The sequence below is a fragment of the Citrobacter freundii complex sp. CFNIH4 genome (genome assembly GCF_002934505.1).
In the GTDB taxonomy this organism is placed as follows: Bacteria; Pseudomonadota; Gammaproteobacteria; order Enterobacterales; family Enterobacteriaceae; genus Citrobacter; species Citrobacter freundii.
Genome location: NZ_CP026231.1, coordinates 474,669 through 498,841 on the forward strand (window position 1 = coordinate 474,669; position 24,173 = coordinate 498,841).

Sequence of the window (24,173 nt, forward strand, 5' to 3'; positions counted from 1 at the left end):
ACATCATGAGCCATCAACTCACCTTCGCCGATAGTGAATTCAGCACTAAGCGCCGTCAGACCCGAAAAGAGATTTTCCTCTCCCGCATGGAGCAGATTCTGCCATGGCAGAATATGACCGCTGTCATCGAGCCGTTTTATCCCAAGGCGGGCAATGGCCGACGGCCCTATCCGCTGGAGACCATGCTGCGTATTTACTGCATGCAGCATTGGTACAACCTGAGCGACGGTGCCATGGAAGATGCCCTGTACGAAATCGCCTCCATGCGCCTGTTTGCCCGATTATCCCTGGATAGCGCCCTGCCGGATCGCACCACCATCATGAATTTCCGCCACCTGCTCGAGCAGCATCAACTGGCCCGTCAATTGTTCAAGACCATCAATCGCTGGCTGGCCGAAGCAGGCGTCATGATGACCCAAGGCACTTTGGTGGATGCCACCATCATTGAGGCACCCAGCTCTACCAAGAACAAAGAGCAGCAACGCGATCCGGAGATGCATCAGACCAAGAAAGGCAATCAGTGGCACTTTGGCATGAAGGCCCACATTGGTGTCGATGCCAAGAGTGGCCTGACCCACAGCCTAGTTACCACCGCGGCCAACGAGCATGACCTCAATCAGCTGTGTAATCTGCTTCATGGAGAGGAGCAATTTGTCTCAGCCGATGCCGGCTACCAAGGAGCGCCACAGCGCGAGGAGCTGGCCGAGGTGGATGTTGACTGGCTGATCGCCGAGCGTCCCGGCAAGGTAAAAACCTTGAAGCAGCATCCGCGCAAGAACAAAACGGCCATCAACATCGAATACATGAAAGCCAGCATCCGTGCCAAGGTGGAGCACCCGTTTCGCATCATCAAGCGGCAGTTCGGCTTCGTGAAAGCCAGATACAAGGGGCTGCTGAAAAACGATAACCAACTGGCGATGTTATTCACCCTGGCCAACCTGTTTCGGGTGGACCAAATGATACGTCAGTGGGAGAGATCTCAGTAAAAACCGGAAATAACGCCAGAAATGGTGGAAAAAATAGCCTAAATAGGCTGATTCGATGTGTTTGCGGGAAAAAAATCGGCCCAGATCCGCGAAATTTTAATCAGCGAGTCAGCTTGGGAAGAAATGACCTGCTTATTCGCACCTTCCTTAGCTCACGATACAACGGGAGAACGGTTTCAATAAACTCAGGTTTGATGAAATCTTCGGCAATGACCTTTAACACGCAGCCTCCTGGCAAATAAACAATGCACACTATGTAATGTAGATATCATTTGGGCAAGACACCACAATGTTATATCGGCAGGTGAGTGAGTCATCCCAGCTATCAATCAGATGATCCGCATAACTGTGATCCATCTCACCTCCCGGCCACCAAAATCTCCTGCGACTCGACGCCGTCCTCTATCTGTTTCGCCACCTTTTGTAAGGCCGGAAGATGCTTTTCCGCGGCCTGTTCGATGGTCATGGCGCTGGCCATATACACCAGATTCAGGCAGCCGATCACCCGCTGTTCGCTACGGATGGGGACAGCGATAGAAGCGATTTTCTCCTCCTGATCCCAGCCGCGAAAGTTCTGGCCAAAACCGTCTTTTCGCGCCCGGGTTAAAATGGCATTGAGCTTCAGCGGTTCGCGCGCAAGCTGGAACTCTTCTCCTGGTCGGGAGGCCAGCATTTCAATCAGTTCCTGACGTTCATTCTCAGGACAGAATGCCAGCCAGGTCAGGCCGGATGCGGTTTTCAGCAATGGCAAACGACGCCCGACCATCGCCCGGTGAAACGACAGGCGGCTGAAGCGGTGGGTTGTTTCACGTACCACCATCGCGTCCACATCCAGCGTGGAAACGTCGGTCGGCCAGATGACCTCGCGCAGCAAATCCCCCAGCAGCGGGGCGGCGAGTGCGGAAATCCACTGCTCGTCACGAAATCCCTCGCTGAGCTGGCGGACTTTAATGGTTAAGCGAAAGCTGTCATCGGACAGGCTGCGCCGAACATAACCCTCATCCTGCAGGGTTTCCAGCAGCCGTCTGACCGTGGTGCGATGCAGGCCGCTTAACTCAGCAAGTAAGCCAACACTGGCCCCACCATCGAGCCGGTTTAACATATTTAATAACATTAATCCGCGCGTTAATCCGCGTACGGTTTTGTACTCAGTGCTCTCGTCATTTTTCATATTCATTGACAAATCTACAGGTAAAACAACGTTGTGCACTTAGTGCACATCCAGGCATGTTTTGATTGTAGCGCAAAAACTCACTCCTATACTGACCGCACAACAAAAAATTATTCACATATTTTTAACAAAACAAATTGCGCCTCACCAGGGTCCGCAATTGCGTTTTGTCCGAGTCGTGAGGTTCTGAAATGACAACAAAAAACCCGGATATCCAACCCGCTGTGCAGCACACCGTTCAGGTCGCGATTGCTGGTGCCGGCCCGGTGGGGCTAATGATGGCCAACTATCTTGGCCAGATGGGCATTGACGTGCTGGTGGTGGAGAAGCTCGACACGCTGATCGACTATCCCCGAGCCATCGGCATTGACGATGAAGCGTTGCGCACCATGCAGTCTGTGGGGCTGGTCGAGCGCGTTTTGCCGCACACCACGCCGTGGCACGCGATGCGCTTTCTCACGCCGAAAGGCCGCTGCTTTGCTGATATCCAGCCGATGACCGACGAATTTGGCTGGTCGCGCCGCAATGCGTTTATTCAACCACAGGTGGATGCGGTGATGTTGGAAGGGCTGTCGCGTTTTCCCAACGTGCGCTGCCTGTTCTCCCGCGAACTGGAAGCCTTTAGCCAACAGAACGGTGAAGTAACGCTGAATCTGAAAGCTCCGGACGGCCAGCGCGAAACGGTGAAGGCCCAGTGGCTGGTGGCATGCGACGGCGGCGGCAGCAACGTCAGACGCTCGCTGAATGTGCCGTTTGAAGGCAAAACCGCGCCGAATCAGTGGATTGTGGTGGATATTGCCAACGATCCGCTCAGCACACCGCATGTGTATCTGTGCTGCGATCCGGTGCGCCCGTATGTCTCCGCTGCGCTGCCGCATGCAGTGCGCCGTTTCGAATTTATGGTGATGCCGGGGGAAACCGAAGCGCAGCTCAGTGAACCGCAGAATATGCGTCAGCTCTTGAGCAAAGTGCTGCCGAACCCGGACAACGTCGAGCTGATCCGCCAGCGCGTGTATACCCATAACGCCCGTCTGGCCGAACGTTTTCGCATTGACCGCGTGCTGCTGGCGGGCGATGCGGCGCACATTATGCCGGTCTGGCAGGGGCAGGGTTACAACAGCGGCATGCGCGATGCTTTCAATCTGGCGTGGAAACTGGCGCTGGTCATTAAGGGCAAAGCCGGTGATGAGCTGCTGGATACCTACCAGCAGGAACGCCGCGACCACGCCAAAGCGATGATCGATCTCTCCGTGACCGCTGGCAACGTGCTGGCGCCGCCAAAACGCTGGCACGGCGCGGTGCGCGACGGGGTTTCCTGGCTGCTGAATTATTTTCCGCCGGTCAAACGCTACTTCCTCGAAATGCGCTTTAAGCCGATGCCGCAATACCATGTTGGAGCACTGGTGCGTGAGGGTGACGCGAGAACGTCTCCGGTCGGCAAGATGTTTATCCAGCCGAAGGTGACGCTGGAATCGGGCGAAGTGACGCTGCTCGACAACGTTATTGGACCGAATTTCGCGGTGATTGGCTGGGGCTGTAACCCGCTATGGGGCATGAGCGAGTCGCAGATCCAACAGTGGCAGGCGCTGGGGACGCGTTTTATCCAGGTCGTGCCGGATACGCAGATACATACCGATCAGGATAACCACGACGGCGTTACCCGCATTGGTGATACGCAAAACCGCCTGCGCGCGTGGTTTGCCCAGCACAACGCCGCGCTGGTGGTAATGCGCCCGGACCGCTTCGTGGCCGCCATCGCCATTCCGCAAACCCTGGGCAGCACCCTGAATAAACTGGCGTCGGTGATGACACTTACCCGCGCTACTGCCGATATTCCTGTTGAAAAGGTTGCCTGATATGCACGCTTATCTTCACTGTCTTTCCCACTCGCCGCTGGTGGGCTATGTCGACCCGGCTCAGGCTGTGCTTGACGAGGTTAACGGCGTGATCGCCAGCGCCCGGGCGCGTATTGCGGCGTTCGACCCGGAACTTGTAGTGCTGTTTGCCCCCGATCACTACAACGGTTTTTTTTACGATGTGATGCCGCCGTTCTGTTTAGGCGTGGGAGCCACGGCGATCGGCGATTTCGGCAGCGCGGCGGGGGAACTGCCGGTGCCGACAGATCTCGCTGAAGCCTGCGCCCACGCGGTGATGAAAAGCGGCATCGATCTTGCCGTGTCCTACAACATGCAGGTCGATCACGGCTTCGCGCAGCCGCTGGAGTTTTTGCTCGGCGGTCTGGATAAGGTGCCGGTGTTGCCGGTGTTTATTAACGGCGTCGCCACGCCGCTGCCGGGCTTTCAGCGTACCCGCATGCTCGGTGAAGCGATTGGCCGTTTCGCCAGCTCGCTGAATAAGCGCGTGCTGTTTTTAGGCTCCGGTGGTCTATCGCATCAACCGCCGGTCCCGGAGCTGGCGAAGGCTGATGCCCATATGCGTGACCGCCTGCTCGGCAGCGGCAAACAGTTACCTGAAAACGAACGCGAGCTGCGCCAGCAGCGGGTGATCAGCGCCGCCGAGAAGTTCGTGGCCGATCAAAACACGCTGCATCCGCTGAACCCTGTCTGGGATAACCGCTTTATGAGCCTGCTTGAGCAGGGGCGTTTGCAGGAGTTGGACGCGGTCAGTAACGAAGAGCTGTCCGTGATGGCGGGCAAATCAACGCACGAAGTTAAAACCTGGGTTGCCGCCTTTGCCGCCATTTCTGCCTTTGGTAGCTGGCGTAGTGAAGGCCGTTATTACCGCCCGATCCCGGAGTGGATCGCCGGATTCGGCTCCCTGAGCGCTACCACACAGAACTGAAACAGAACTGAATATGCAGGAGAACATCATGACTTACCAACCGCAAACCGAAGCCGCTACCAGTCGTTTTCTGGAGGTGCAGGAAGCAGGCGAAACACTACGCGTGCATTTCAATGACTGTGGACAGGGCGAAGAGACCGTCGTGCTGCTGCACGGCTCCGGTCCTGGCGCGACGGGCTGGGCAAACTTCAGCCGCAATATTGATCCGCTGGTACAGGCCGGATACCGGGTGATCCTGCTGGATTGTCCTGGCTGGGGCAAAAGCGATGGGATCGTTAACCGCGGTTCGCGATCTTATCTCAACGCTCGCATCCTGAAAAGCGTGGTCGATCAATTGGATATTCAAACAGTCCACCTGCTGGGTAACTCGATGGGCGGTCACAGTGCTGTGGCGTTTACCCTGAGCTGGCCGGAGCGCGTGGGCAAACTGGTGCTAATGGGCGGCGGAACGGGCGGCATGAGTCTGTTTACCCCGATGCCGACCGAAGGTATCAAGCGCCTGAATCAGCTATACCGCGAGCCGACCATCGAGAACCTGAAGCTGATGATGGAGATCTTTGTCTTCGACACCAGCGACCTGACCGAGGCGTTGTTTGAGGCACGCCTGAATAACATGCTGTCGCGTCGCGATCACCTGGAAAACTTTGTCCAGAGTCTGGAGGCCAACCCGAAACAGTTCCCGGATTTCAGCCCGCGTCTGGGTGAAATCAAAGCCCAGACCCTGATTGTCTGGGGACGCAATGACCGCTTTGTGCCGATGGATGCCGGTCTGCGCCTGCTCTCCGGAATTGCCGGTTCTGAGCTGCATATCTACCGCGACTGCGGGCACTGGGCGCAGTGGGAGCATGCGGATGCCTTTAACCAGTTGGTGCTGAACTTCCTCGCACGCCCTTAAGGAACGGACATGACGAATCATAATCTTGAGCAGCTGGCCGCCGATTTACGTCAGGCTGAAGAAAAAGGGGAAGCTATCGCCCCACTGCGTGAATTGATTGGTGTGGACAACGGCGAAGCGGCCTACGCCATTCAACGCATCAACGTGCAGTATGAAGTGGCGCGCGGGCGTCGCGTGGTCGGGCGCAAAGTAGGGCTGACACACCCGAAAGTGCAGCAGCAGCTTGGCGTCGATCAGCCGGACTTCGGTACGCTGTTTGCCGACATGTGCTACGGCGATAACGACACCATTGCGTTTGAGCGCGTGCTGCAACCGCGTATTGAAGCGGAAATCGCGCTGGTGCTGAACCGCGATCTGCCCAATGCCGACACTACTTTTGACGAGCTGTATAACGCCATCGAGTGGGTGCTGCCCGCGCTGGAAGTGGTCGGCAGCCGTATCCGTGACTGGTCAATCAAGTTTGTTGATACCGTGGCGGATAACGCCTCCTGCGGTGTGTATGTGGTCGGCGGCCCGGCACAGCGTCCGGCAGGATTAGATCTGAAAAACTGCGCGATGAAAATGACGCGCAACAACGAAGAGGTTTCCAGCGGACGCGGCAGCGAATGCCTGGGACATCCGATCAACGCCGCCGTCTGGCTGGCGCGCAAAATGGCCAGCCTCGGCGAGCCGCTACGTGCCGGAGATATCATTCTCACCGGCGCGTTAGGCCCGATGGTGGCGGTGAATGCGGGCGATCGTTTCGAGGCCCATATCGACGGTATTGGTTCAGTTGCCGCCACCTTTTCTGCGGCGATTACAAAAGGAAGTCAGTCATGAGTAAGCGTAAAGTCGCCATTATCGGCTCCGGCAACATCGGTACCGATTTGATGATAAAAATTCTGCGTCACGGGAAGCATCTGGAAATGGCGGTGATGGTCGGTATCGATCCAGATTCTGATGGTCTGGCGCGTGCCCGACGCATGGGCGTTGCCACCACCCATGAAGGGGTGACAGGGCTTATCGCCATGCCGGAATTCGCCGACATCGACATTGTTTTTGATGCCACCAGCGCAGGCGCGCATGTGAAGAACGACGCCGCGCTGCGCGCCGTTAAACCAGCGATCCGCCTGATCGACCTGACGCCCGCGGCAATCGGCCCGTACTGCGTGCCTGTGGTGAATCTGGAGGCCAACGTTGATCAGCAGAACGTTAATATGGTGACCTGCGGCGGGCAGGCGACTATCCCGATGGTGGCGGCAGTTTCTCGCGTGGCAAAAGTCCATTACGCCGAAATTATCGCCTCGATCGCCAGTAAATCTGCGGGTCCTGGCACGCGCGCTAATATCGATGAGTTTACCGAAACCACCTCGAAGGCGATTGAAGTGGTTGGCGGCGCGGCAAAAGGTAAAGCGATTATCGTCCTTAACCCGGCCGAGCCGCCGCTGATGATGCGCGACACGGTGTATGTGCTGAGCGAAGCGGCCTCTGAGGTTGAAGTTGAAGCATCGATTAATGAGATGGCGGCGGCGGTGCAGGCTTACGTGCCGGGCTATCGTCTGAAACAGCGTGTCCAGTTTGAAGTCATCCCGCAGGATAAACCGGTCAATCTGCCGGGCATCGGTCAGTTCTCCGGGCTGAAAACCGCGGTGTATCTGGAAGTGGAAGGCGCGGCGCACTATTTACCTGCCTATGCGGGCAACCTCGACATTATGACCTCCAGCGCGCTGGCGACCGCTGAGAAAATGGCGCAGTCACTCACTCGTCAGGCAGGAGAAGCAGCATGAACGGTAAAAAACTCTATATCTCTGACGTGACCCTGCGCGACGGCATGCACGCCATTCGTCATCAATATTCGCTGGAAAACGTGCGCCAGATTGCCAAAGCGCTGGACGACGCGAGGGTGGATTCCATTGAAGTGGCGCACGGCGACGGTCTGCAGGGTTCCAGTTTTAACTATGGCTTTGGCGCGCACAGCGACCTGGAGTGGATTGAAGCGGCGGCGGACGTGGTCAAGCACGCCAAGATCGCCACGCTGCTGTTGCCGGGCATCGGCACGATTCATGACCTGAAAAATGCGTATCAGGCTGGGGCGCGCGTCGTACGCGTGGCGACCCACTGCACCGAAGCGGACGTGTCGGCCCAGCATATTCAGTATGCGCGTGAACTGGGCATGGACACCGTCGGCTTTCTGATGATGAGTCATATGACCACGCCGGAAAACCTCGCACAGCAGGCGAAACTGATGGAAAACTACGGTGCGACCTGTATCTATGTGGTCGATTCAGGCGGGGCGATGAACATGTCTGATATCCGTGACCGCTTCCGCGCCCTGAAAGCGGTGCTGAAGCCGGAAACAGAAACCGGGATGCACGCCCACCACAACCTGAGCCTTGGCGTGGCGAACTCGATTGCTGCGGTAGAAGAGGGTTGTGATCGTATCGATGCCAGCCTGGCCGGTATGGGCGCAGGCGCAGGCAACGCGCCGCTGGAGGTGTTTATCGCCGCGGCGGATAAGCTTGGCTGGCAGCACGGCACCGATCTGTATGCGCTGATGGACGCCGCCGACGATCTGGTGCGTCCGCTGCAGGACCGCCCGGTGCGGGTGGACCGCGAAACGCTGGCGCTGGGCTATGCCGGCGTGTACTCCAGCTTCCTGCGCCACTGCGAAGTGGCGGCGGCGCGTTATGGCCTGAGCGCGGTAGATATTCTGGTGGAACTGGGCAAACGCCGGATGGTGGGCGGCCAGGAAGATATGATCGTCGACGTGGCGCTGGATCTGCGTAACAGAAAATAAAAATGATTACGCGGCTGGCAACGTATCAGCCGCGATTCACCTGCATCGTGACCTCAGAGGTACATCTTATGACTACCCGTACCCCCGCATCCTCATCCCGCCTGACGTTGACCGTCGGGCTGGGTTTTTTAGTCGCCCTGATGGAAGGGCTGGATTTACAGGCCGCCGGGATCGCTGCCGTCGGTATCGCCCATGCGTTTGCATTGGATAAAATGCAGATGGGCTGGATCTTCAGCGCGGGCATTCTTGGGCTGCTGCCCGGCGCGCTGGTGGGTGGCATGCTGGCCGATCGCTATGGTCGCAAACGCATTCTTATTGCCTCCGTGGCGCTGTTCGGCCTGTTCTCACTGGCGACGGCGATATCCTGGGATTTCTCATCGCTGGTGTTTGCTCGCCTGATGACCGGTGTTGGGCTGGGTGCGGCGTTGCCGAACCTGATCGCGCTGACTTCTGAGGCGGCGGGCCCGCGTTTTCGTGGTACGGCGGTGAGCCTGATGTACTGCGGTGTGCCGATTGGCGCGGCGCTGGCGGCCGCGCTCGGGTTTAGCGGTCTGGCCTCTGCCTGGCAAACCGTGTTCTGGGTTGGCGGGGTGATCCCGCTGCTGCTGGTACCGCTGTTAATGCGCTGGCTGCCGGAATCACAGGTTTATACCCAACAAACGCAGGTGGCTGCCGCGCCGCTGCGCGCTCTGTTTGCGCCAACCACCGCGACAGCCACGCTGCTGCTGTGGCTGTGCTATTTCTTCACCCTGCTGGTGGTGTATATGCTGATCAACTGGCTGCCGATGCTGCTGGTCGAGCAGGGCTTTCAGCCCTCGCAGGCAGCAGGAGTGATGTTTGCTCTGCAAATCGGCGCGGCCAGCGGGACGTTAATTCTCGGGGCGTTGATGGACAAACTGCGTCCGGTGGTGATGTCACTTTTGATCTACACCGGGATGCTGGCATCACTGCTGGCGCTGGGCACGGTATCGTCATTGAGCGGCATGCTGATGGCGGGATTTGTGGCGGGGATGTTTGCCACCGGTGGGCAAAGCGTGTTGTATGCGCTGGCACCGTTGTTTTACAGCACGCAGATCCGCGCCACCGGCGTGGGAACCGCCGTCGCCGTCGGTCGTCTGGGCGCGATGAGTGGTCCGTTGCTGGCAGGAAAAATGTTAGCGCTCGGCACCGGAACGGTAGGGGTGATGGCGGCTTCTGCGCCGGGGATATTGCTGGCAGGGCTGGCGGTATTTATTCTGATGAGCCGCAAATCGCAGATGCCGATCCCTGCCAGCGGTGCTTAAGCGCTCATTCGGTAGTATGAGCTGGGAGATACGGTTCCCACTTCCGGGTGAACGCCAGTCGGTGAGGACGTTGCCAGAGTTTACATAAAGCCTGGCAACGGAGGCGTTATGAGCTGGCGGCCCTTTTTGTATTTGATTATTAATCCCCATCCGATATTAAGCGCCCGGCGCGGGCATCTGCGCCTGGTGCAGGGTTGACTTTGCATTCTGTTAACAAACGCGGTATAACAAACCTTCTTTGGATGTTTAGATGTCCATACGTTTAGAAGGTTATATGCAAACAACACAACAAAATGCGCCACTGAAGCGCACAATGAAAACGCGTCACCTGATAATGCTCTCCTTAGGCGGCGTGATTGGCACAGGGTTATTCTTCAATACCGGGTACATCATCTCCACTACCGAGGCGGCGGGAACGCTGCTGGCTTATCTGATTGGCGCGCTGGTGGTCTGGTTGGTTATGCAGTGTCTGGGTGAGCTGTCGGTCGCGATGCCGGAGACCGGGGCGTTTCACGTCTATGCTGCGCGTTATCTCGGCCCCGCAACGGGATATACCGTTGCCTGGCTCTACTGGCTGACCTGGACTGTAGCGCTGGGTTCGAGTTTTACCGCCGCCGGATTCTGTATGCAGTACTGGTTTCCACAGGTGCCGGTTTGGGTCTGGTGTGTGGTGTTCTGCGCGATTATTTTTGGCCTGAACGTCATCTCCACGCGCTTTTTTGCCGAAGGGGAGTTCTGGTTCTCGCTGGTAAAAGTGGTCACTATCATCGCCTTTATCATCCTCGGCGGGGCGGCGATTTTTGGTTTTATCCCGATGCAGGATGGCTCGCCCGCGCCTGGACTGAGTAATATCACGGCGGAAGGCTGGTTCCCACACGGTGGCTTACCGATCCTGATGACGATGGTGGCGGTGAATTTTGCTTTTTCGGGAACCGAGCTTATCGGTATTGCCGCCGGAGAAACAGAAAACCCGCGCAAGGTCATTCCGGTAGCGATTCGTACCACTATCGCGCGACTGATTATTTTCTTTATCGGCACCGTGTTTGTGCTGGCGGCGCTGATCCCGATGCAGCAGGCGGGCGTGGAGAAAAGCCCGTTTGTGCTGGTGTTTGAGAAGGTGGGTATTCCTTACGCCGCCGATATTTTTAACTTCGTGATCCTGACGGCTATTCTATCCGCGGCGAACTCCGGGCTGTATGCCTCCGGGCGCATGCTGTGGTCGCTGTCAAATGAACGTACGCTACCGGCCTGTTTTGCGCGAGTAACGAAAAATGGCGTGCCGCTGACGGCGCTGTCGGTCAGTATGTTCGGTGGTGTACTGGCGCTGTTTTCCAGCGTGGTGGCTCCGGACACGGTATTTGTCGCGCTGTCGGCAATCTCCGGGTTTGCGGTGGTGGCGGTGTGGCTGAGCATTTGCGCTTCACACTTCGTCTTTCGCCGCCGTCATCTGCAGCAGGGTAAGGCATTGAGTGAATTGCATTATCGCGCGCCGTGGTATCCGCTGGTGCCGGTACTGGGATTTGTGCTGTGCCTGGTGGCTTGTGTCGGGCTGGCATTCGATCCAGCGCAGAGAATTGCGCTGTGGTGCGGGTTACCGTTTGTGGCAGTGTGTTATGGTGTTTATTTCCTTACTCAACCGCGTAAAACCAAACAGGAGCCCGAACATGTCGCAGAATAATCCGTTAAGCGCCATCCTCGATAAACAGGATTTCCTGCTGCTCGATGGTGCGATGGCGACGGAGCTGGAAGCGCGTGGCTGTAACTTAGCCGATAGTCTGTGGTCAGCCAAAGTGCTGGTCGAAAATCCGGAGCTTATCCGCGAAGTCCATCTCGATTACTTCCGGGCGGGGGCGCAGTGCGCGATCACCGCCAGCTATCAGGCGACGCCGGCGGGCTTTGCCGCGCGAGATCTGGATGAAGCGCAGTCGAAAGCGCTGATTGGCAAAAGCGTGGAGCTGGCGCGTAAAGCCCGCGAAGCGTATCTGGCAGAGAACCTGCAGGCGGGTACGCTGCTGGTAGCAGGATCGGTCGGGCCTTACGGCGCGTATCTGGCGGATGGTTCTGAATACCGTGGTGATTACCAACGTAGCGCTGAAGAGTTTCAGGCGTTTCACCGCCCGCGCGTGGAAGCCTTGCTGGATGCCGGGGCCGATCTTCTGGCCTGTGAAACCCTGCCAAATTTTGCCGAAATTAGCGCGCTGGCTGAGTTATTGACTGCATATCCGCGTGCGCGGGCGTGGTTCTCATTTACCCTGCGCGACAGCGAGCACCTGAGCGACGATACGCCGCTGCGTGACGTGGTTGCGTTGCTGGCGGGTTATCCGCAGGTGGTGGCGCTAGGTATTAACTGCATTGCGCTGGAAAACACCACCGCTGCGTTGCAGCATTTACACGGTTTAACGGCGCTGCCGCTGGTGGTGTATCCGAACTCGGGCGAGCAGTATGATGCCGTGAGCAAAACCTGGCATCATCACGGTGAGCATTGTGCGCATCTGGCGGATTATCTGCCGCAGTGGCAGGCCGCTGGCGCACGGTTGATTGGCGGGTGCTGTCGCACCACGCCGAAAGATATTGCCGCGCTAAAAGCGCGAAGCTGAGAGTTTATCGGGCCTACATCGTTCACTGTAGGCCTGATAAGCGCAGCGCATCAGGCATTGCCGGATGGTGGCATAAGCGCCTTATCCGGCCTACAAAGCCACAAAACGTTATGCTGCATCCGCCAGAACAAACATGCCGTACGGATGGATTTCGAGATAATACTGCTCGCCGACGTCTGGCTGTAAACGCGTAGCGTTGACCTGCAATAAGATCTCCTGCCCGTGCCATTCCACCGTGACTTCATACTGGGGGCCCATATAGGCCACGTGGCGGATCACGCAGCGCTGACTCTCTTCGCCGCGATCGCTGAGCGTGATCGCTTCCGGGCGCACGCCGACCATGCCTTCGCCTTGCGTATCAAAGTGCAGCGGGCGCGGCAGGTGGTAGCCGTAGATATCAACGTATTGGTCACTGAAGGTGGCCGGGAACAGGTTGGCGTCACCCATAAAACTTGCCATAAAGCGCGAGGCGGGCTGGCGGTAAAGATCCTGCGGTGAACCGATCTGCATGATGTGTCCCTTGTTCATCACCAGCACGGTATCGGAAACCGCAAAGGCTTCGCTTTGATCGTGGGTGACGTACAGCGAGGTGATATCAAACTGCTTTTGCAGTTCGCGGATCTTGTCGCGCATGCTGCGACGCAGGTTGGCGTCGAGGTTACTCAACGGCTCATCAAACAGCAGCACTTTCGGCTTGAGGATCAATGCGCGGGCCAGCGCTACGCGCTGCTGCTGACCGCCGGAGATCTGATCAACATAGCGTTCTTCGAATCCTTCCAGATCGACCATCGCCAGTGCCTCTTTGACACGGGTTTTCACCTCAGCGCGGGACACGCCGAGCATCTTCAGGCCGTAACCAACATTCTCTCCCAGCGACATATGCGGGAACAGGGCATAGGACTGAAACACCATACAGATATCACGCTGCTGAATTGAGCGATGGGTGACGTCTTCGCCATCAATGAAAATCTGCCCTTCGCTCGGTTTTTCCAGCCCGGCGACCAGGCGCAAAATGGTGGTTTTACCGCAACCGGACGGGCCGAGCAGCGTCACCATTTGCCCCTGCGGGATGGTGAGGTTGATATTGTCAATTACCGTATTACTGCCAAATCGTTTGGTGACGTTGCGCAGTTCAACGAAATTTTTCTGAGTCATAGTGCGCTCCATTACGCCTGGTTTTTGGCTTTTGAACGGGAGGTACGTGATTCACCGATCAGCCAGTCAAAGATGAAAATAATCGCCAGCATCACCACGATCAGAATGGAACCGTAGGCAATCGCCACACCGTATTCGCCGTCTTCCACGCGGTTAAGGATGTAGGCCGTGGCCACGCGGGTATCCGGCGTGACGAGGAACACAATGGCGCTGACGGTGGTAATGGCGCGCACAAAGCTGTAAATCAGCGCCGAAAGGATCGCCGGGCGTAGCAGCGGCAGCAGGATATGCGTAATGGTACGCAGCGAACCGGCGCGCAGGCTGAGCGAGGCTTCATCCAGTGATTTATCGAGCTGGCCTAAGCCCGCGATACCCGCGCGAATGCCGACCGGGACGTTACGCATTACCATCGAGATAATGACAATCGCCGCCGTACCAGTGAGGTACACCGGGGCGCTGTTAAAGGCCAGAATGTACGATACGCCCGCGACGGTGCCCGGGACGGCAAAGCACAGCATGGTGGTGAACTCGATGGTCTTCTTGCCCTTAAACTGTTGGCGCACGACTACCCAGGCGATCAGCAGGCCGAAGATGGCGGTGATCGGCGCGGCAATACCGGCGTAGAGCAGGGTGTCGAGCAGTGAAGGCCATGCGCCGTCGCTCATCCCCTGACCGAACAGTTTGGTAAAGTTCGCTAACGTCAGGGTGTAGTCCACGCCCCAGTTAACGGTGAAACTGCCGTAGAAAATGCTGCCGTACAGCAGGGCGTTAAAGGCAATCCACACCGCCAGCAGCGCGACCACGCTCCATACCAGCGTCACAGGTAACGGCTGCACGTCGCCCCGGTAGGATTTACCGGAAACGGTGACGTATGAGCGTTTACCAATCCACATATATTGTACGCAGAAAACCAGCAGCGAGAACAGCAGCAGGAAGGCACCCAGCGTACTGGCGGCCTGGTAGTCGAGCTGCGAACCAGTGATGTAGAAGTAGATTTGCGTTGCCAGCACGTCGAAGTTACCGCCGAGCACCAGCGGGTTACTAAAGTCAGCCAGCGACTGCACAACCACAATCAAAAAGGCGTTCGCCAGCGCTGGTTTCAGCAGCGGGACAAACACGCCGTTAAAGGTCTGCCAGCGGCTGGCACGCAGGGTGTATGACGCTTCTTCCAGCGACGGATGAATGGTTTTGATTGCTCCGTCGAGGATCATAAACGCCATCGGAGTGAAGGCCAGCACCTGCGCCAGCCAGATGCCGGTAAAACCGTACAGCCAGTTGGTGTTAGTTAAGCCAAACCATTCGACCATAAATTCGGTGATGTAGCCGGAGCGTCCCATCATCAGCGTGACGCCTAAACCCACGACAAACGGCGGGGTGACGATCGGCAAAATCGAGAAGATACGTCCGATTATGGCGCTGCGTCTGGCGATACGGGTAGTATAGATAGCCAGTACCAGACCAAAGAAGGTACAGCCGACGCCGACGGCAATCGACAGCATAATCGAGTTGAGGATCACCTGAATGATATGTGCCTGCGACAGCACATTCATAAACGCCAGCGGGGCAAATTCCCCGGCGTCGTTGGTGAACATCGGAATAAAAATAGCGATACTCGGCCAGACGATAAAAATACCGATTAGCGCGACAATCGCGGTGAGCGAACCGATGACGAAACGGTCGCCGCCCAGCCATTCCAGACGGGTGAGCGCCAGGGTCATGATCGCGCCAAGTGCCACAAACAACACAATGGTGGCATAGCCTAAGCCGCGCCCCTCAAGAGTCGCGCTGGCGACGATAAACGCCATACAGAAAAAAGCCCAGCCCGCATCAAGATAATGGCGGCCGCGCTGTTCGCGCCTGGCCTCATGGAACGGACGCACCAGTAGCAGGCTCGGCAGCAGATACCATAACCAACTGATATTGAACTGTGACCAGCCGTAGGCGGCGAGTATTTCCTCGCCTGTCGACTCCAGCAGACCGTAGTCCAGGCTCCAGCTTGGCAACAGGGCAAACGCCAGCCAGCCAAGCAAAACCCAAAGAAATATCGCATCCCGTTTTTTCACAGGATGGAGTGCAAGTGTGTGTGACATAGCGGTTCCGGTATTCCAGGCCGGATGCGGTATTTACGCCGCACCCGGCAAATGATCGCCGATGTAGGTTTATTTACCCATCTTCACTTCGCTGACCCACTTATTGATCAACGCTTTACGCACGTCGGTCGAGCCGTACTTATCCATGTCGTAATTGATAAGTTTCAGGTCGTCGAGCTTCAGCGAGTTAGGAGACGTCTCGGCGGTGGTGTTGGTCAGGATCTGATAGGACTTACCTTTCTTCCACGCCAGTTCCTGGGCATCTTTTGACAGTACCCAGTCAACGAACAGTTTGGCGTTATCGAGGTTGCGCGCGCCTTTCAGAATGCTAACGCCGCCGATCTCATAGCCAGTACCTTCGCACGGTGAAATTAGCTCCAGCGGTGCGCCCTGTTCTTTTTCCAGCGAGTAGTCGTGCAGGAAGCCAATGCCAATCGCCGTTTCGCCACGAGCGGCGTTACGCGCTGGGGCAATGCCTGATTTAGTGTATTGAGAGACGTTGGCGTTGAGCTGTTTCAGGTAGTCAAAGGCCTGATCTTCACCCCACAGCTGGGCAAAAGTCGCCAGCGCGGTATAGGCGGTACCGGAGCTTTGCGGGTCAGCAATCTGGATTTCACCTTTGTATTCCGGTTTGGTCAGATCCTTCCAGCATTTTGGCACCGGCAGGTTTTTCTCTTTCAGGCGCTGGGTATTGACGCCAAAGCCCAGAATACCGACGTAAACCGCCGAGGACAGGTTGCCTTTCACCTTCGCGGGATCGCGGAATTTCTCCATGATCTGTTCGAGATTGGGTGATTTATACGGCTGCAGCAGGCCCATTTCCCCGGCCTGGGACTGCGGATCCAGCGTACCGCCGTACCAGACATCCGCCTGCGGATTTTTCTTCTCGGCATCCACTTTCGCCAGCGTACTGCCCGAGCCGTTGCGAATGAATGAGGTTTTCACATCATATTTTTCACCGAAGGCTTTGGTTTCGGTTTCGCACATCTCGTTAGTGGCGCTGCAATACACCACCAGACGGCCCTGCGCCTGAGCTGCATTGCTGAAGGCTGCCAGCGTCAGAGCGGAGGCAATTAGTGTAGAGGTAAGCGTCAGTTTCATTGTTTTATCCTTTGACCGAGAGAAGGGGTAATGCCTGCAATGAGCAGTGGCATCAGCAATAAACCCATAAAGACAGCGGCGACCGAGAGCAAACTGAACATTCCCGACCAGCCGTAGTGTTCTATGACCAGCGACAGCGGCCAACCCGCCAGCGCGGCCCCCAGATAGGCGAACAGCCCGAGAAAACCGGTAATTGAACCTGCTGCCGCTTTGTGTCCGCACTCCACTGCCGCGAGGCCAATCAGCATCTGTGGGCCAAACACAAAAAAGCCCACCGTAAAGAAACACATTGCCAGTAGCGCGTAGTGGTGCACCGGCGCCAGCCACAGCGCGGCGACGGAGACCATCAGCCCCAGCGTGAACAGCAAAATCATCGGCGCACGCTGACCGCTGAACAGCAGATCCGATCCCCATCCGGCAAACAGCGCCCCCAGCAAACCGCCAACTTCAAACAGCATCACCGTGGCATTGGCGCTGAGCAGATTCACGCCGTGGCTTTCCGTCAGCCAGATGTTGCCCCAGTCGTTGAGCGCAATGCGGATCAAATAGACTAATACATACGACACGCCGAGCAGCCAGATCATCGGGTTTTTCAGCATGGTGGTACGTAACATTTGCCACAGCCCCATCGGCGGACTTTGCTGTTCCTGACGCAGCTCCAGCGGGTCATGCCGCCATTCCCCAACCGTCGGTAATCCCTCTTCCCGGGGCGTGCCTTTCAGTTGCAGAGTGAGCCAAATGCCTAACGCCATGCTGATAATCCCCGGTGCCAGCATCGCTGCCTGCCAGCCCCACCAGTGGGCGGCAAAGGCGCTAATCAGCGGGATAACTGCCCCACCAATGTTGATCGACATATTCCAGCAGCCCCACCAGAATCCGCGTTCGTTGCGCGAGTACCAGTGGGTCAGTAGTCGGGCGCAGGGCGGCCAGCCCCAACCCTGGAAAAAACCGTTCAGCGTCCAGACCACCAGCAGCAGCGTCAGCGATTCACCAAAGGCGAACAGCACATTCAAAACACCGGTGGCGAAAAGGCCAATGCCCATAAATGCGCGTTGTCCGTGGCTGTCGTGCCACAGTCCGGCGGTAAATTTCGACAGACCATAGGTCAGGTAAAACAGCGACCCCAGCAGACCGATATCGCCTTTATCCAGACCGAGGTCCGTTTGTAGCGCCGGGAGGACGTAGTTAACGCTTTTGCGCGTCAGATAAAACGCTGCGTAACCAATGACCATACACATCAGCAGCCGAGGGCGTAGCGCCCGGTATTGTTGATCTGTTTCGCTGGCTGGGCGTGCGTGCATGGCTGTCTCCGTTTGTGCTGACTATAGGAAAGTGAAAGCAAAAGAGGATGAGAGAAAGTCCAGAGTGGCTAAGACTTTTTCCTGGTTAGCGGCTGATTTGTTGCAAATTTGTGGGCAGGTTAACAATTACCCGCGTGCCACCGTTTGATTCGAGCGTCAGTTCGCCGCCAAGAGCGCTGACCCGCTCACGCATTCCCTGGATACCGAAACCGGGAATTTTTTCCGGCAGAATACCCACGCCGTTGTCAGCGACGTCCAGAAACAAGCGCTGTTCCTGCTGGCGCAGCGTAATAGACACATCGCTGGCATCGGCATGTTTACAGACGTTATTGAGTAACTCCTGCAACAGGCGATACAGCGTGAAGCGCACCGTTTCGTTTTCTGGCGTATTCTCTAGCTGATAATCAAAGCGACAGCGAATACCCCGTTCAGCAAAAGCAAATTCATTCACCAGATGATGTAGTGCATCTTTAAAAGACAGTTCATCGAGCGCGGGTGGGCGCAGCTGGCGCAGCAGCTGGCGGGTGGAGTGGTGAATGCGCCGGGCCAGGTCGTTGATCTGATTTGCCGCCTCAAGCGTTTGCTCGCGACCCGGTGCGCGTTTGACCAGTTGTGATTGAATTTGAATGGCGGTGATGTTCTGACCAATTTCGTCGTGCAGTTCCCGCGCCAGGCTTTTGCGCGTGTTTTCTTCGGTGCGGATCAGCTGTTCGGTCAGCGCGCGACGCGCCGCCAGTTCAGTTTCCAGACGCTGGCGATAATGGTGCAGGTTTTGCGCCAGATGCTGCTGGCGGCTGATGGCGATCCCCAGCCCTATGCCGAGCAGCGCCTGGGTGGCGAGGAAAATCTCCAGCTCCAGTAAATTACTGAACCCGACGCCGATTTGCCGGGCGATGGTGATCATCATACTGCCGAGCAATCCGGACAACACGCCGCCCTGCCAGCCAAATTTCCACGCCATCACCACGTTCGGTAAGAACACCACGATCAGCAACAGGCGCTCGATCTCCGGCGACAACACCATCTGGGTGCCGATGCCAATAATAAAAAACAGGCTGCACCAGATGATAAGCGAGGTGCGCAGCGGGGGATTGGTGGTATCCAATCCGAGCAAATGATAGCGGTGCTGCTGGCGCAGAAATTCATAGATCAGATAGACAAACGGCGTCAGCAGCACGCCGCCGGTAAATGACGCCAGGCCAATTAACGTTGCCGGACTTTGGATAAACGGTGAAAGCAGGGCGGTATTGAGCAATGAGGTGATCGTCACCCCGGCCAGCAGCAGCGTTAAGCGCTGCCAGTAAAGGGGGAAACGGTGCCAGTATGACTGACCGATGCTTGCCGGAATCAGGCTAATAAACGGCGCGGCCAGCAGGATATAGCCATTCAATAATTGCTCACTGTGCAGCCAGAACAACATCAGCACCGGCGGCACTACCAGCGCGGGCCAGTAACGGCGAGAAAGCAGGATGAGCAGCGCGAGATAGACGCCGTGCGGCAGGAACAGCGCCGCCTGCTGGCCGTTGTGGGTCAGGTAAAACCCCAGCGTCCACAGCATCAGCCAGCCCGATCCCCAGGCCAGCAGAATAAACAGAGAAATAACCCAATGCCGAAGGCTACGCGACATTAATGCCCCGTTAATAGCTGGTGGTCGAGGGCAAAATGCACCAGATCGATGGTGCTGTGGCATTGCAGTTTGCCCAGCACGTTCGCCCGATGAACGTGTACCGTCTTGTGGCTGAGGTCGAGCTTGAAGGCGATCTCTTTTACGCTGTCGCCTTTGACCAACAGCTCAAACACTTCGCGCTCGCGTGGGGTCAGTACTTCCAGTACCTGCGCGGGCTGTTCGCCGCCGCGTAGCGCCCGCAGCGCATCGGCGCACAGGTAATGCCCGCCCATACCGACCGATCGTACCGCCTGCACCAGCTCCTCTGGTCCGCAGCGTTTGGTCAGGTAGCCACTGGCGCCGGCATCCAGCGCACTTTGCACAAACGTGGGTGAGTCATAGATGCTGAGAATGATGGCGCGAAAACCGGGCTTCTGTGCCCGCAGTCGTTTTAACAGGCTCAGACCATTTTCATCCGGCATGGCGATATCCATCACCGCAACGTTGACGTCATCATGCAGAAGTGCAGGCCAGGCCTCCGCTGCGCTGCTGTACTGACCGGTAACGTTGAGATCGTCTTCGAGACTGAGTAATTGCGCAAAGCCGGAACGCACCACCACATGGTCATCCACCAGCACAACATGAATCATGATTTTACTCTCTTGCCTGATAATGGCGTCTATGATGCCGGTCAGCGCCGCGCTGGCAATCATCCAGGTGTAGTTATGTAACGAATGTAACAAAATCGCAATAATTTGCCGGGTGTTGTAGGCCTGATGGCGCTGCGCTTATCAGGCCTACGAATTCCATCTGTAATGAGCAAAATCGCTAACTATTGCCGCTTTTTTTCTAAAAACGCTTTGTTCTTAGCCAGAATTTTTAATTCCTTTATCAAATTGTGCCGCAACGAAATACTGCCTCCATAACAAGACAGGGGAGCAGACAATCATGGCTATTTCATCGCGTAACGCACTTCTCGGTGCACTGGCATTCATCGCATTTCAGGCGCAGGCGGTGAACGTCACCGTCGCTTATCAGACCTCCGCCGAACCTGCCAAAGTGGCGCAGGCGGATAATACTTTTGCCAAAGAGAGCGGCGCTACCGTTGACTGGCGCAAATTCGACAGCGGCGCGAGCATCGTCCGGGCGCTAGCCTCCGGCGACGTGCAGATCGGTAATCTTGGCTCCAGCCCGCTGGCGGTCGCCGCCAGTCAGCAAGTACCCATTGAAGTTTTTCTGCTGGCGTCAAAGCTTGGTAACTCCGAGGCACTAGTGGTGAAGAAAAACATCAGTAAACCGGAAGATTTGATTGGCAAACGCATTGCGGTGCCGTTTATCTCCACCACCCATTACAGCCTGCTGGCGGCGTTGAAACACTGGGGGATTAAACCCGGTCAGGTGGAGATTGTGAACCTGCAACCACCTGCGATTATTGCCGCATGGCAGCGCGGGGATATTGACGGCGCGTACGTCTGGGCTCCTGCGGTCAATGCGCTGGAAAAAGACGGCAAGGTGTTAACCGACTCATCGCAGGTTGGTGAGTGGGGCGCACCGACGCTGGACGTGTGGGTGGTACGCAAAGATTTTGCAGAGAAGCATCCTGAGGTGGTGAAAGCCTTTGCCAAAAGCGCTATCGATGCGCAGCAACCTTATATCGCTAATCCCGATGAGTGGCTGAAGCAGCCGGAGAATATCAGCAAATTGTCGCGTTTAAGCGGCGTGCCGGAAGCGGATGTGCCGGGACTGGTGAAAGGTAACACTTACCTGACGCCGCAACAGCAGACTGCCGAACTGACCGGACCGGTGAACAAAGCCATTATCGACACCGCGCAGTTCCTCAAAGAGCAGGGCAAAGTCCCCGCTGTTGCGACGGATTACAGCCAGTATGTGACCGATCGCTTCGTGCAATAAATAAGGAGGCGCTGATGCTGCAAATCTCTCATCTTGCCGCCAGCTACGGTGGAAAACCGGCGCTGGAGGATATCAACCTGACGCTCGATAGCGGTGAGCTGCTGGTGGTACTCGGACCTTCCGGTTGCGGGAAAACCACATTGTTAAATCTGATTGCCGGATTTGTGCCGTATCAGCATGGCAGCATCACGCTGGCGGGTAACAGGGTTGATGGTCCGGGGGCAGATCGCGGGGTCGTGTTCCAGAATGAAGGTCTGCTGCCCTGGCGTAACGTGCAGGCCAACGTGGCTTTTGGTCTGCAGCTGGCGGGGGTGGATAAACCACAGCGTCAGCGTATTGCCCTGGAGATGTTGCAGAAAGTCGGGCTGGAGGACGCGGGAAAACGCTTTATCTGGCAGCTTTCCGGTGGACAGCGGCAGCGTGTCGGCATTGCGCGGGCGCTGGCGGCCAATCCACAGTTGTTGTTGCTGGATGAACCTTTTGGCGCGCTCGACGCCTTTACTCGTGAGCAGATGCAAACCCTGCTGCTGAAGCTGTGGCATGAGACTGGCAAACAGGTGCTGTTGATTACGCACGATATTGAAGAAGCGGTGTTTATGGCGACAGAGCTGGTATTGCTGTCGCCAGGCCCTGGCCGGGTACTGGAGCGTCTGCCGCTGAATTTCGCCCGTCGCTTTGTGGCTGGAGAGTCGAGTCGCAGCATTAAGTCCGATCCGCAGTTTATCGCCATGCGCGAGTACGTGTTAGGTCGAGTCTTTGAACAACGGGAGGCATTTTCATGAGCGTGGTGATTAATGATAAACCCCGTCGCCAGCGCGCGCTCAACTGGCGCTGGCCGTTCTCGCGGCAGATTACCTTAAGCCTTGGTACGTTGGCCGTCATTTTGGCGTTGTGGTGGACGGTGGCGGCGCTGCAGTTAGTCAGTCCGCTGTTTTTACCGCCACCGGGACAGGTTTTACAAAAGCTGATCGTTATTGCCGGTCCGCAGGGATTTATGGATGCCACGCTGTGGCAGCATCTGGCGGCGAGTCTGACACGTATTGTTATCGCGCTGCTGGCGGCGGTGCTGCTGGGCGTTCCGGTTGGAATCGCTATGGGGCTGAGTCCGACGATGCGCGGCATTCTCGATCCGATCATTGAGCTGTATCGTCCGGTTCCGCCCCTGGCCTATCTACCGCTGATGGTCATTTGGTTTGGCATCGGTGAAACGTCCAAGATCTTGCTTATCTATCTGGCGATTTTTGCCCCTGTAGCGATGTCGGCGCTGGCGGGAGTGAAAAGTGCGCAGCAGGTGAGAGTGCGCGCCGCGCAATCGCTGGGAGCCAGCCGTGCGCAGGTGCTGTGGTTTGTTATTTTGCCGGGGGCATTACCTGAGATCCTCACCGGATTACGTATCGGACTTGGGGTGGGCTGGTCGACGCTGGTGGCCGCAGAGCTGATTGCCGCCACGCGAGGCTTAGGATTTATGGTCCAGTCTGCCGGTGAGTTTCTGGCAACGGATGTGGTGCTGGCGGGGATCGCGGTGATTGCCGTTATCGCGTTTATTTTAGAACTGGGTCTGCGCGCGCTTCAGCGCCGCCTGACGCCCTGGCATGGAGAAGTACAATGAGTGAACGTCTGAGCATAACCCCGCTGGGGCCGTATATTGGCGCACAAATTTCCGGTGCGGATTTGGCGCGTCCGCTGAGCGATAATCAGTTTGAACAGCTTTATCACGCGGTATTGCGCCACCAGGTGGTGTTTCTGCGCGAGCAGGTGATTACGCCGCAACAACAGCGGGCGCTGGCGCTGCGTTTTGGCGATCTGCATATTCACCCGGTCTATCCGCATGCCGAAGGAGTAGAAGAAATTATCGTGCTGGATACCCATAACGATAATCCGCCGGATAACGACAACTGGCACACCGATGTCACCTTTATCGACACGCCGCCTGCCGGGGCGATTTTAGCGGCGAAAGAGCTGCCATCAACTGGGGGCGACACCCTGTGGACCAGTGGGATTGCCGCTTATGAAGCATTGTCTGAGCCGTTCCGTCAGTTGCTGAGTGGCCTGCGGGCAGAGCATGATTTCCGTAAATCATTTCAGGAATATAAATATCGCAAGACCCCAGAGGAGCACCTGCGCTGGCTGGAGGCCGTCGCTAAACATCCACCGTTGCTGCATCCAGTGGTACGCACGCATCCGGTGAGCGGGAAGCAGGCGCTGTTCGTGAATGAAGGATTTACCACACGAATTGTCGATGTCACGGAAAAAGAGAGCGAGGCGTTACTGAGCTTTTTGTTCGCGCATATCACCAAACCGGAGTTTCAGGTGCGCTGGCGCTGGCAGCCCAACGATGTGGCGATTTGGGATAATCGCGTGACGCAGCATTATGCGAATGCGGATTATCTGCCGCAGCGGCGCATTATGCATCGGGCAACGATTCTGGGAGATAAGCCATTTTATCGGGCGTGATGATTACCGGAGACGCTTCACTTGCCGGGCCTACGACCTGTAGGC

Annotated in this window: 22 protein-coding genes; 15 read left to right on the plus strand and 7 right to left on the minus strand. The window is 56.8% G+C overall.

The genetic code is table 11. The annotated features are described in order from the left end of the window. Positions 1–5: 5 nt before the first annotated feature. Both C2U41_RS02460 and C2U41_RS29925 read left to right on the plus strand, forming a co-directional pair. Positions 6–986, plus strand: coding sequence for an IS5-like element ISKpn26 family transposase (locus C2U41_RS02460; protein WP_032170067.1), 981 nt, complete (start codon positions 6–8; stop codon positions 984–986). Continuing rightward, positions 968–1,228: a hypothetical protein gene (locus C2U41_RS29925; protein WP_308457699.1), complete on the plus strand. Its 261-nt coding sequence runs from the start codon at positions 968–970 to the stop codon at positions 1,226–1,228. The genes C2U41_RS02460 and C2U41_RS29925 overlap by 19 nt, the downstream gene beginning before the upstream one ends. A 116-nt stretch (positions 1,229–1,344) precedes the next feature. Here the strand turns inward: C2U41_RS29925 and C2U41_RS02475 are convergent, their stop codons facing one another. Beyond that, on the minus strand, positions 1,345–2,157 hold the full coding sequence (locus C2U41_RS02475; protein WP_003838640.1) for a DNA-binding transcriptional regulator: 813 nt from the start codon (positions 2,155–2,157) through the stop codon (positions 1,345–1,347). 191 nt (positions 2,158–2,348) lie between these two features. On the opposite strand from C2U41_RS02475, the gene C2U41_RS02480 reads away from it, so the two are divergent. From C2U41_RS02480 to mmuM, 9 genes are all read left to right on the plus strand, one after another. Beyond that, positions 2,349–4,013 carry a bifunctional 3-(3-hydroxy-phenyl)propionate/3-hydroxycinnamic acid hydroxylase gene (locus tag C2U41_RS02480; protein ID WP_048216776.1) on the plus strand — a complete coding sequence of 555 codons (1,665 nt, stop codon included), beginning with the start codon at positions 2,349–2,351 and terminating at the stop codon, positions 4,011–4,013. A gap of 1 nt (position 4,014) precedes the next feature. Beyond that, complete coding sequence (mhpB, locus tag C2U41_RS02485; RefSeq protein ID WP_048216775.1) at positions 4,015–4,959, plus strand: 2,3-dihydroxyphenylpropionate/2,3-dihydroxicinnamic acid 1,2-dioxygenase; 945 nt, start codon at positions 4,015–4,017, stop codon at positions 4,957–4,959. Positions 4,960–4,987: 28 nt separating this feature from the next. Continuing rightward, a complete protein-coding gene (mhpC, locus tag C2U41_RS02490) occupies positions 4,988–5,854 on the plus strand; it encodes a 2-hydroxy-6-oxonona-2,4-dienedioate hydrolase (protein WP_103849194.1) in 867 nt (288 codons plus the stop codon). 9 nt (positions 5,855–5,863) lie between these two features. Further along, on the plus strand, positions 5,864–6,673 hold the full coding sequence (mhpD, locus tag C2U41_RS02495) for a 2-keto-4-pentenoate hydratase (protein ID WP_048216774.1): 810 nt from the start codon (positions 5,864–5,866) through the stop codon (positions 6,671–6,673). Next, a complete protein-coding gene (gene mhpF, locus C2U41_RS02500) occupies positions 6,670–7,620 on the plus strand; it encodes an acetaldehyde dehydrogenase (RefSeq protein ID WP_003838629.1) in 951 nt (316 codons plus the stop codon). Before mhpD ends, mhpF begins: the two co-directional genes overlap by 4 nt. Further along, positions 7,617–8,630, plus strand: a complete 1,014-nt coding sequence (gene mhpE / locus C2U41_RS02505; RefSeq protein WP_003021379.1) for a 4-hydroxy-2-oxovalerate aldolase — start codon at positions 7,617–7,619, stop codon at positions 8,628–8,630. Before mhpF ends, mhpE begins: the two co-directional genes overlap by 4 nt. 68 nt (positions 8,631–8,698) lie before the next feature. Continuing rightward, on the plus strand, positions 8,699–9,913 hold the full coding sequence (gene mhpT, locus C2U41_RS02510) for a 3-(3-hydroxy-phenyl)propionate transporter MhpT (RefSeq protein ID WP_103849199.1): 1,215 nt from the start codon (positions 8,699–8,701) through the stop codon (positions 9,911–9,913). Between the two features lie 274 nt (positions 9,914–10,187). Beyond that, positions 10,188–11,591: an S-methylmethionine permease gene (mmuP, locus tag C2U41_RS02515; protein ID WP_103849200.1), complete on the plus strand. Its 1,404-nt coding sequence runs from the start codon at positions 10,188–10,190 to the stop codon at positions 11,589–11,591. Beyond that, positions 11,578–12,510: a homocysteine S-methyltransferase gene (gene mmuM / locus C2U41_RS02520; RefSeq protein WP_103849195.1), complete on the plus strand. Its 933-nt coding sequence runs from the start codon at positions 11,578–11,580 to the stop codon at positions 12,508–12,510. Before mmuP ends, mmuM begins: the two co-directional genes overlap by 14 nt. Before the next feature lie 108 nt (positions 12,511–12,618). On the opposite strand, the gene fbpC is transcribed toward mmuM, so the two are convergent. The 6 genes from fbpC to C2U41_RS02550 all read right to left on the minus strand — a co-directional run bounded on the left by fbpC (position 12,619) and on the right by C2U41_RS02550 (position 20,413). Next, positions 12,619–13,665 carry a ferric ABC transporter ATP-binding protein gene (fbpC, locus tag C2U41_RS02525; protein WP_071687712.1) on the minus strand — a complete coding sequence of 349 codons (1,047 nt, stop codon included), beginning with the start codon at positions 13,663–13,665 and terminating at the stop codon, positions 12,619–12,621. A gap of 11 nt (positions 13,666–13,676) precedes the next feature. Beyond that, a complete protein-coding gene (locus tag C2U41_RS02530) occupies positions 13,677–15,755 on the minus strand; it encodes an ABC transporter permease (RefSeq protein WP_103849196.1) in 2,079 nt (692 codons plus the stop codon). A gap of 69 nt (positions 15,756–15,824) precedes the next feature. Next, the gene (locus C2U41_RS02535) at positions 15,825–16,856 is read right to left on the minus strand and encodes an ABC transporter substrate-binding protein (RefSeq protein WP_003021397.1); all 1,032 of its coding nucleotides are present in this window, start codon (positions 16,854–16,856) and stop codon (positions 15,825–15,827) included. Beyond that, positions 16,853–18,157: an MFS transporter family glucose-6-phosphate receptor UhpC gene (uhpC, locus tag C2U41_RS02540; RefSeq protein ID WP_103849197.1), complete on the minus strand. Its 1,305-nt coding sequence runs from the start codon at positions 18,155–18,157 to the stop codon at positions 16,853–16,855. The genes C2U41_RS02535 and uhpC overlap by 4 nt, the downstream gene beginning before the upstream one ends. Before the next feature lie 85 nt (positions 18,158–18,242). Next, positions 18,243–19,784, minus strand: coding sequence for an MASE1 domain-containing sensor histidine kinase (locus tag C2U41_RS02545; RefSeq protein ID WP_103849198.1), 1,542 nt, complete (start codon positions 19,782–19,784; stop codon positions 18,243–18,245). Next, a complete protein-coding gene (locus C2U41_RS02550) occupies positions 19,784–20,413 on the minus strand; it encodes a response regulator transcription factor (protein WP_003021406.1) in 630 nt (209 codons plus the stop codon). The genes C2U41_RS02545 and C2U41_RS02550 overlap by 1 nt, the downstream gene beginning before the upstream one ends. A 298-nt stretch (positions 20,414–20,711) precedes the next feature. Between C2U41_RS02550 and tauA the strand changes: the two genes are divergently transcribed. Genes tauA through tauD form a run of 4 tightly spaced genes read left to right on the plus strand, consistent with a single transcriptional unit; the run spans position 20,712 to position 24,128 of the window. Continuing rightward, complete coding sequence (gene tauA, locus C2U41_RS02555) at positions 20,712–21,674, plus strand: taurine ABC transporter substrate-binding protein (protein WP_003021410.1); 963 nt, start codon at positions 20,712–20,714, stop codon at positions 21,672–21,674. Positions 21,675–21,688: 14 nt separating this feature from the next. Beyond that, positions 21,689–22,456: a taurine ABC transporter ATP-binding subunit gene (gene tauB / locus C2U41_RS02560; protein WP_003847641.1), complete on the plus strand. Its 768-nt coding sequence runs from the start codon at positions 21,689–21,691 to the stop codon at positions 22,454–22,456. Next, positions 22,453–23,283 (plus strand): taurine ABC transporter permease TauC, encoded by an 831-nt coding sequence (gene tauC / locus C2U41_RS02565; RefSeq protein WP_003021414.1) that lies wholly within the window; start codon positions 22,453–22,455, stop codon positions 23,281–23,283. Before tauB ends, tauC begins: the two co-directional genes overlap by 4 nt. Continuing rightward, entirely contained in the window at positions 23,280–24,128 is an 849-nt protein-coding gene (gene tauD, locus C2U41_RS02570) for a taurine dioxygenase (RefSeq protein WP_003021417.1), read from the plus strand. The genes tauC and tauD overlap by 4 nt, the downstream gene beginning before the upstream one ends. Positions 24,129–24,173 lie beyond the last annotated feature (45 nt).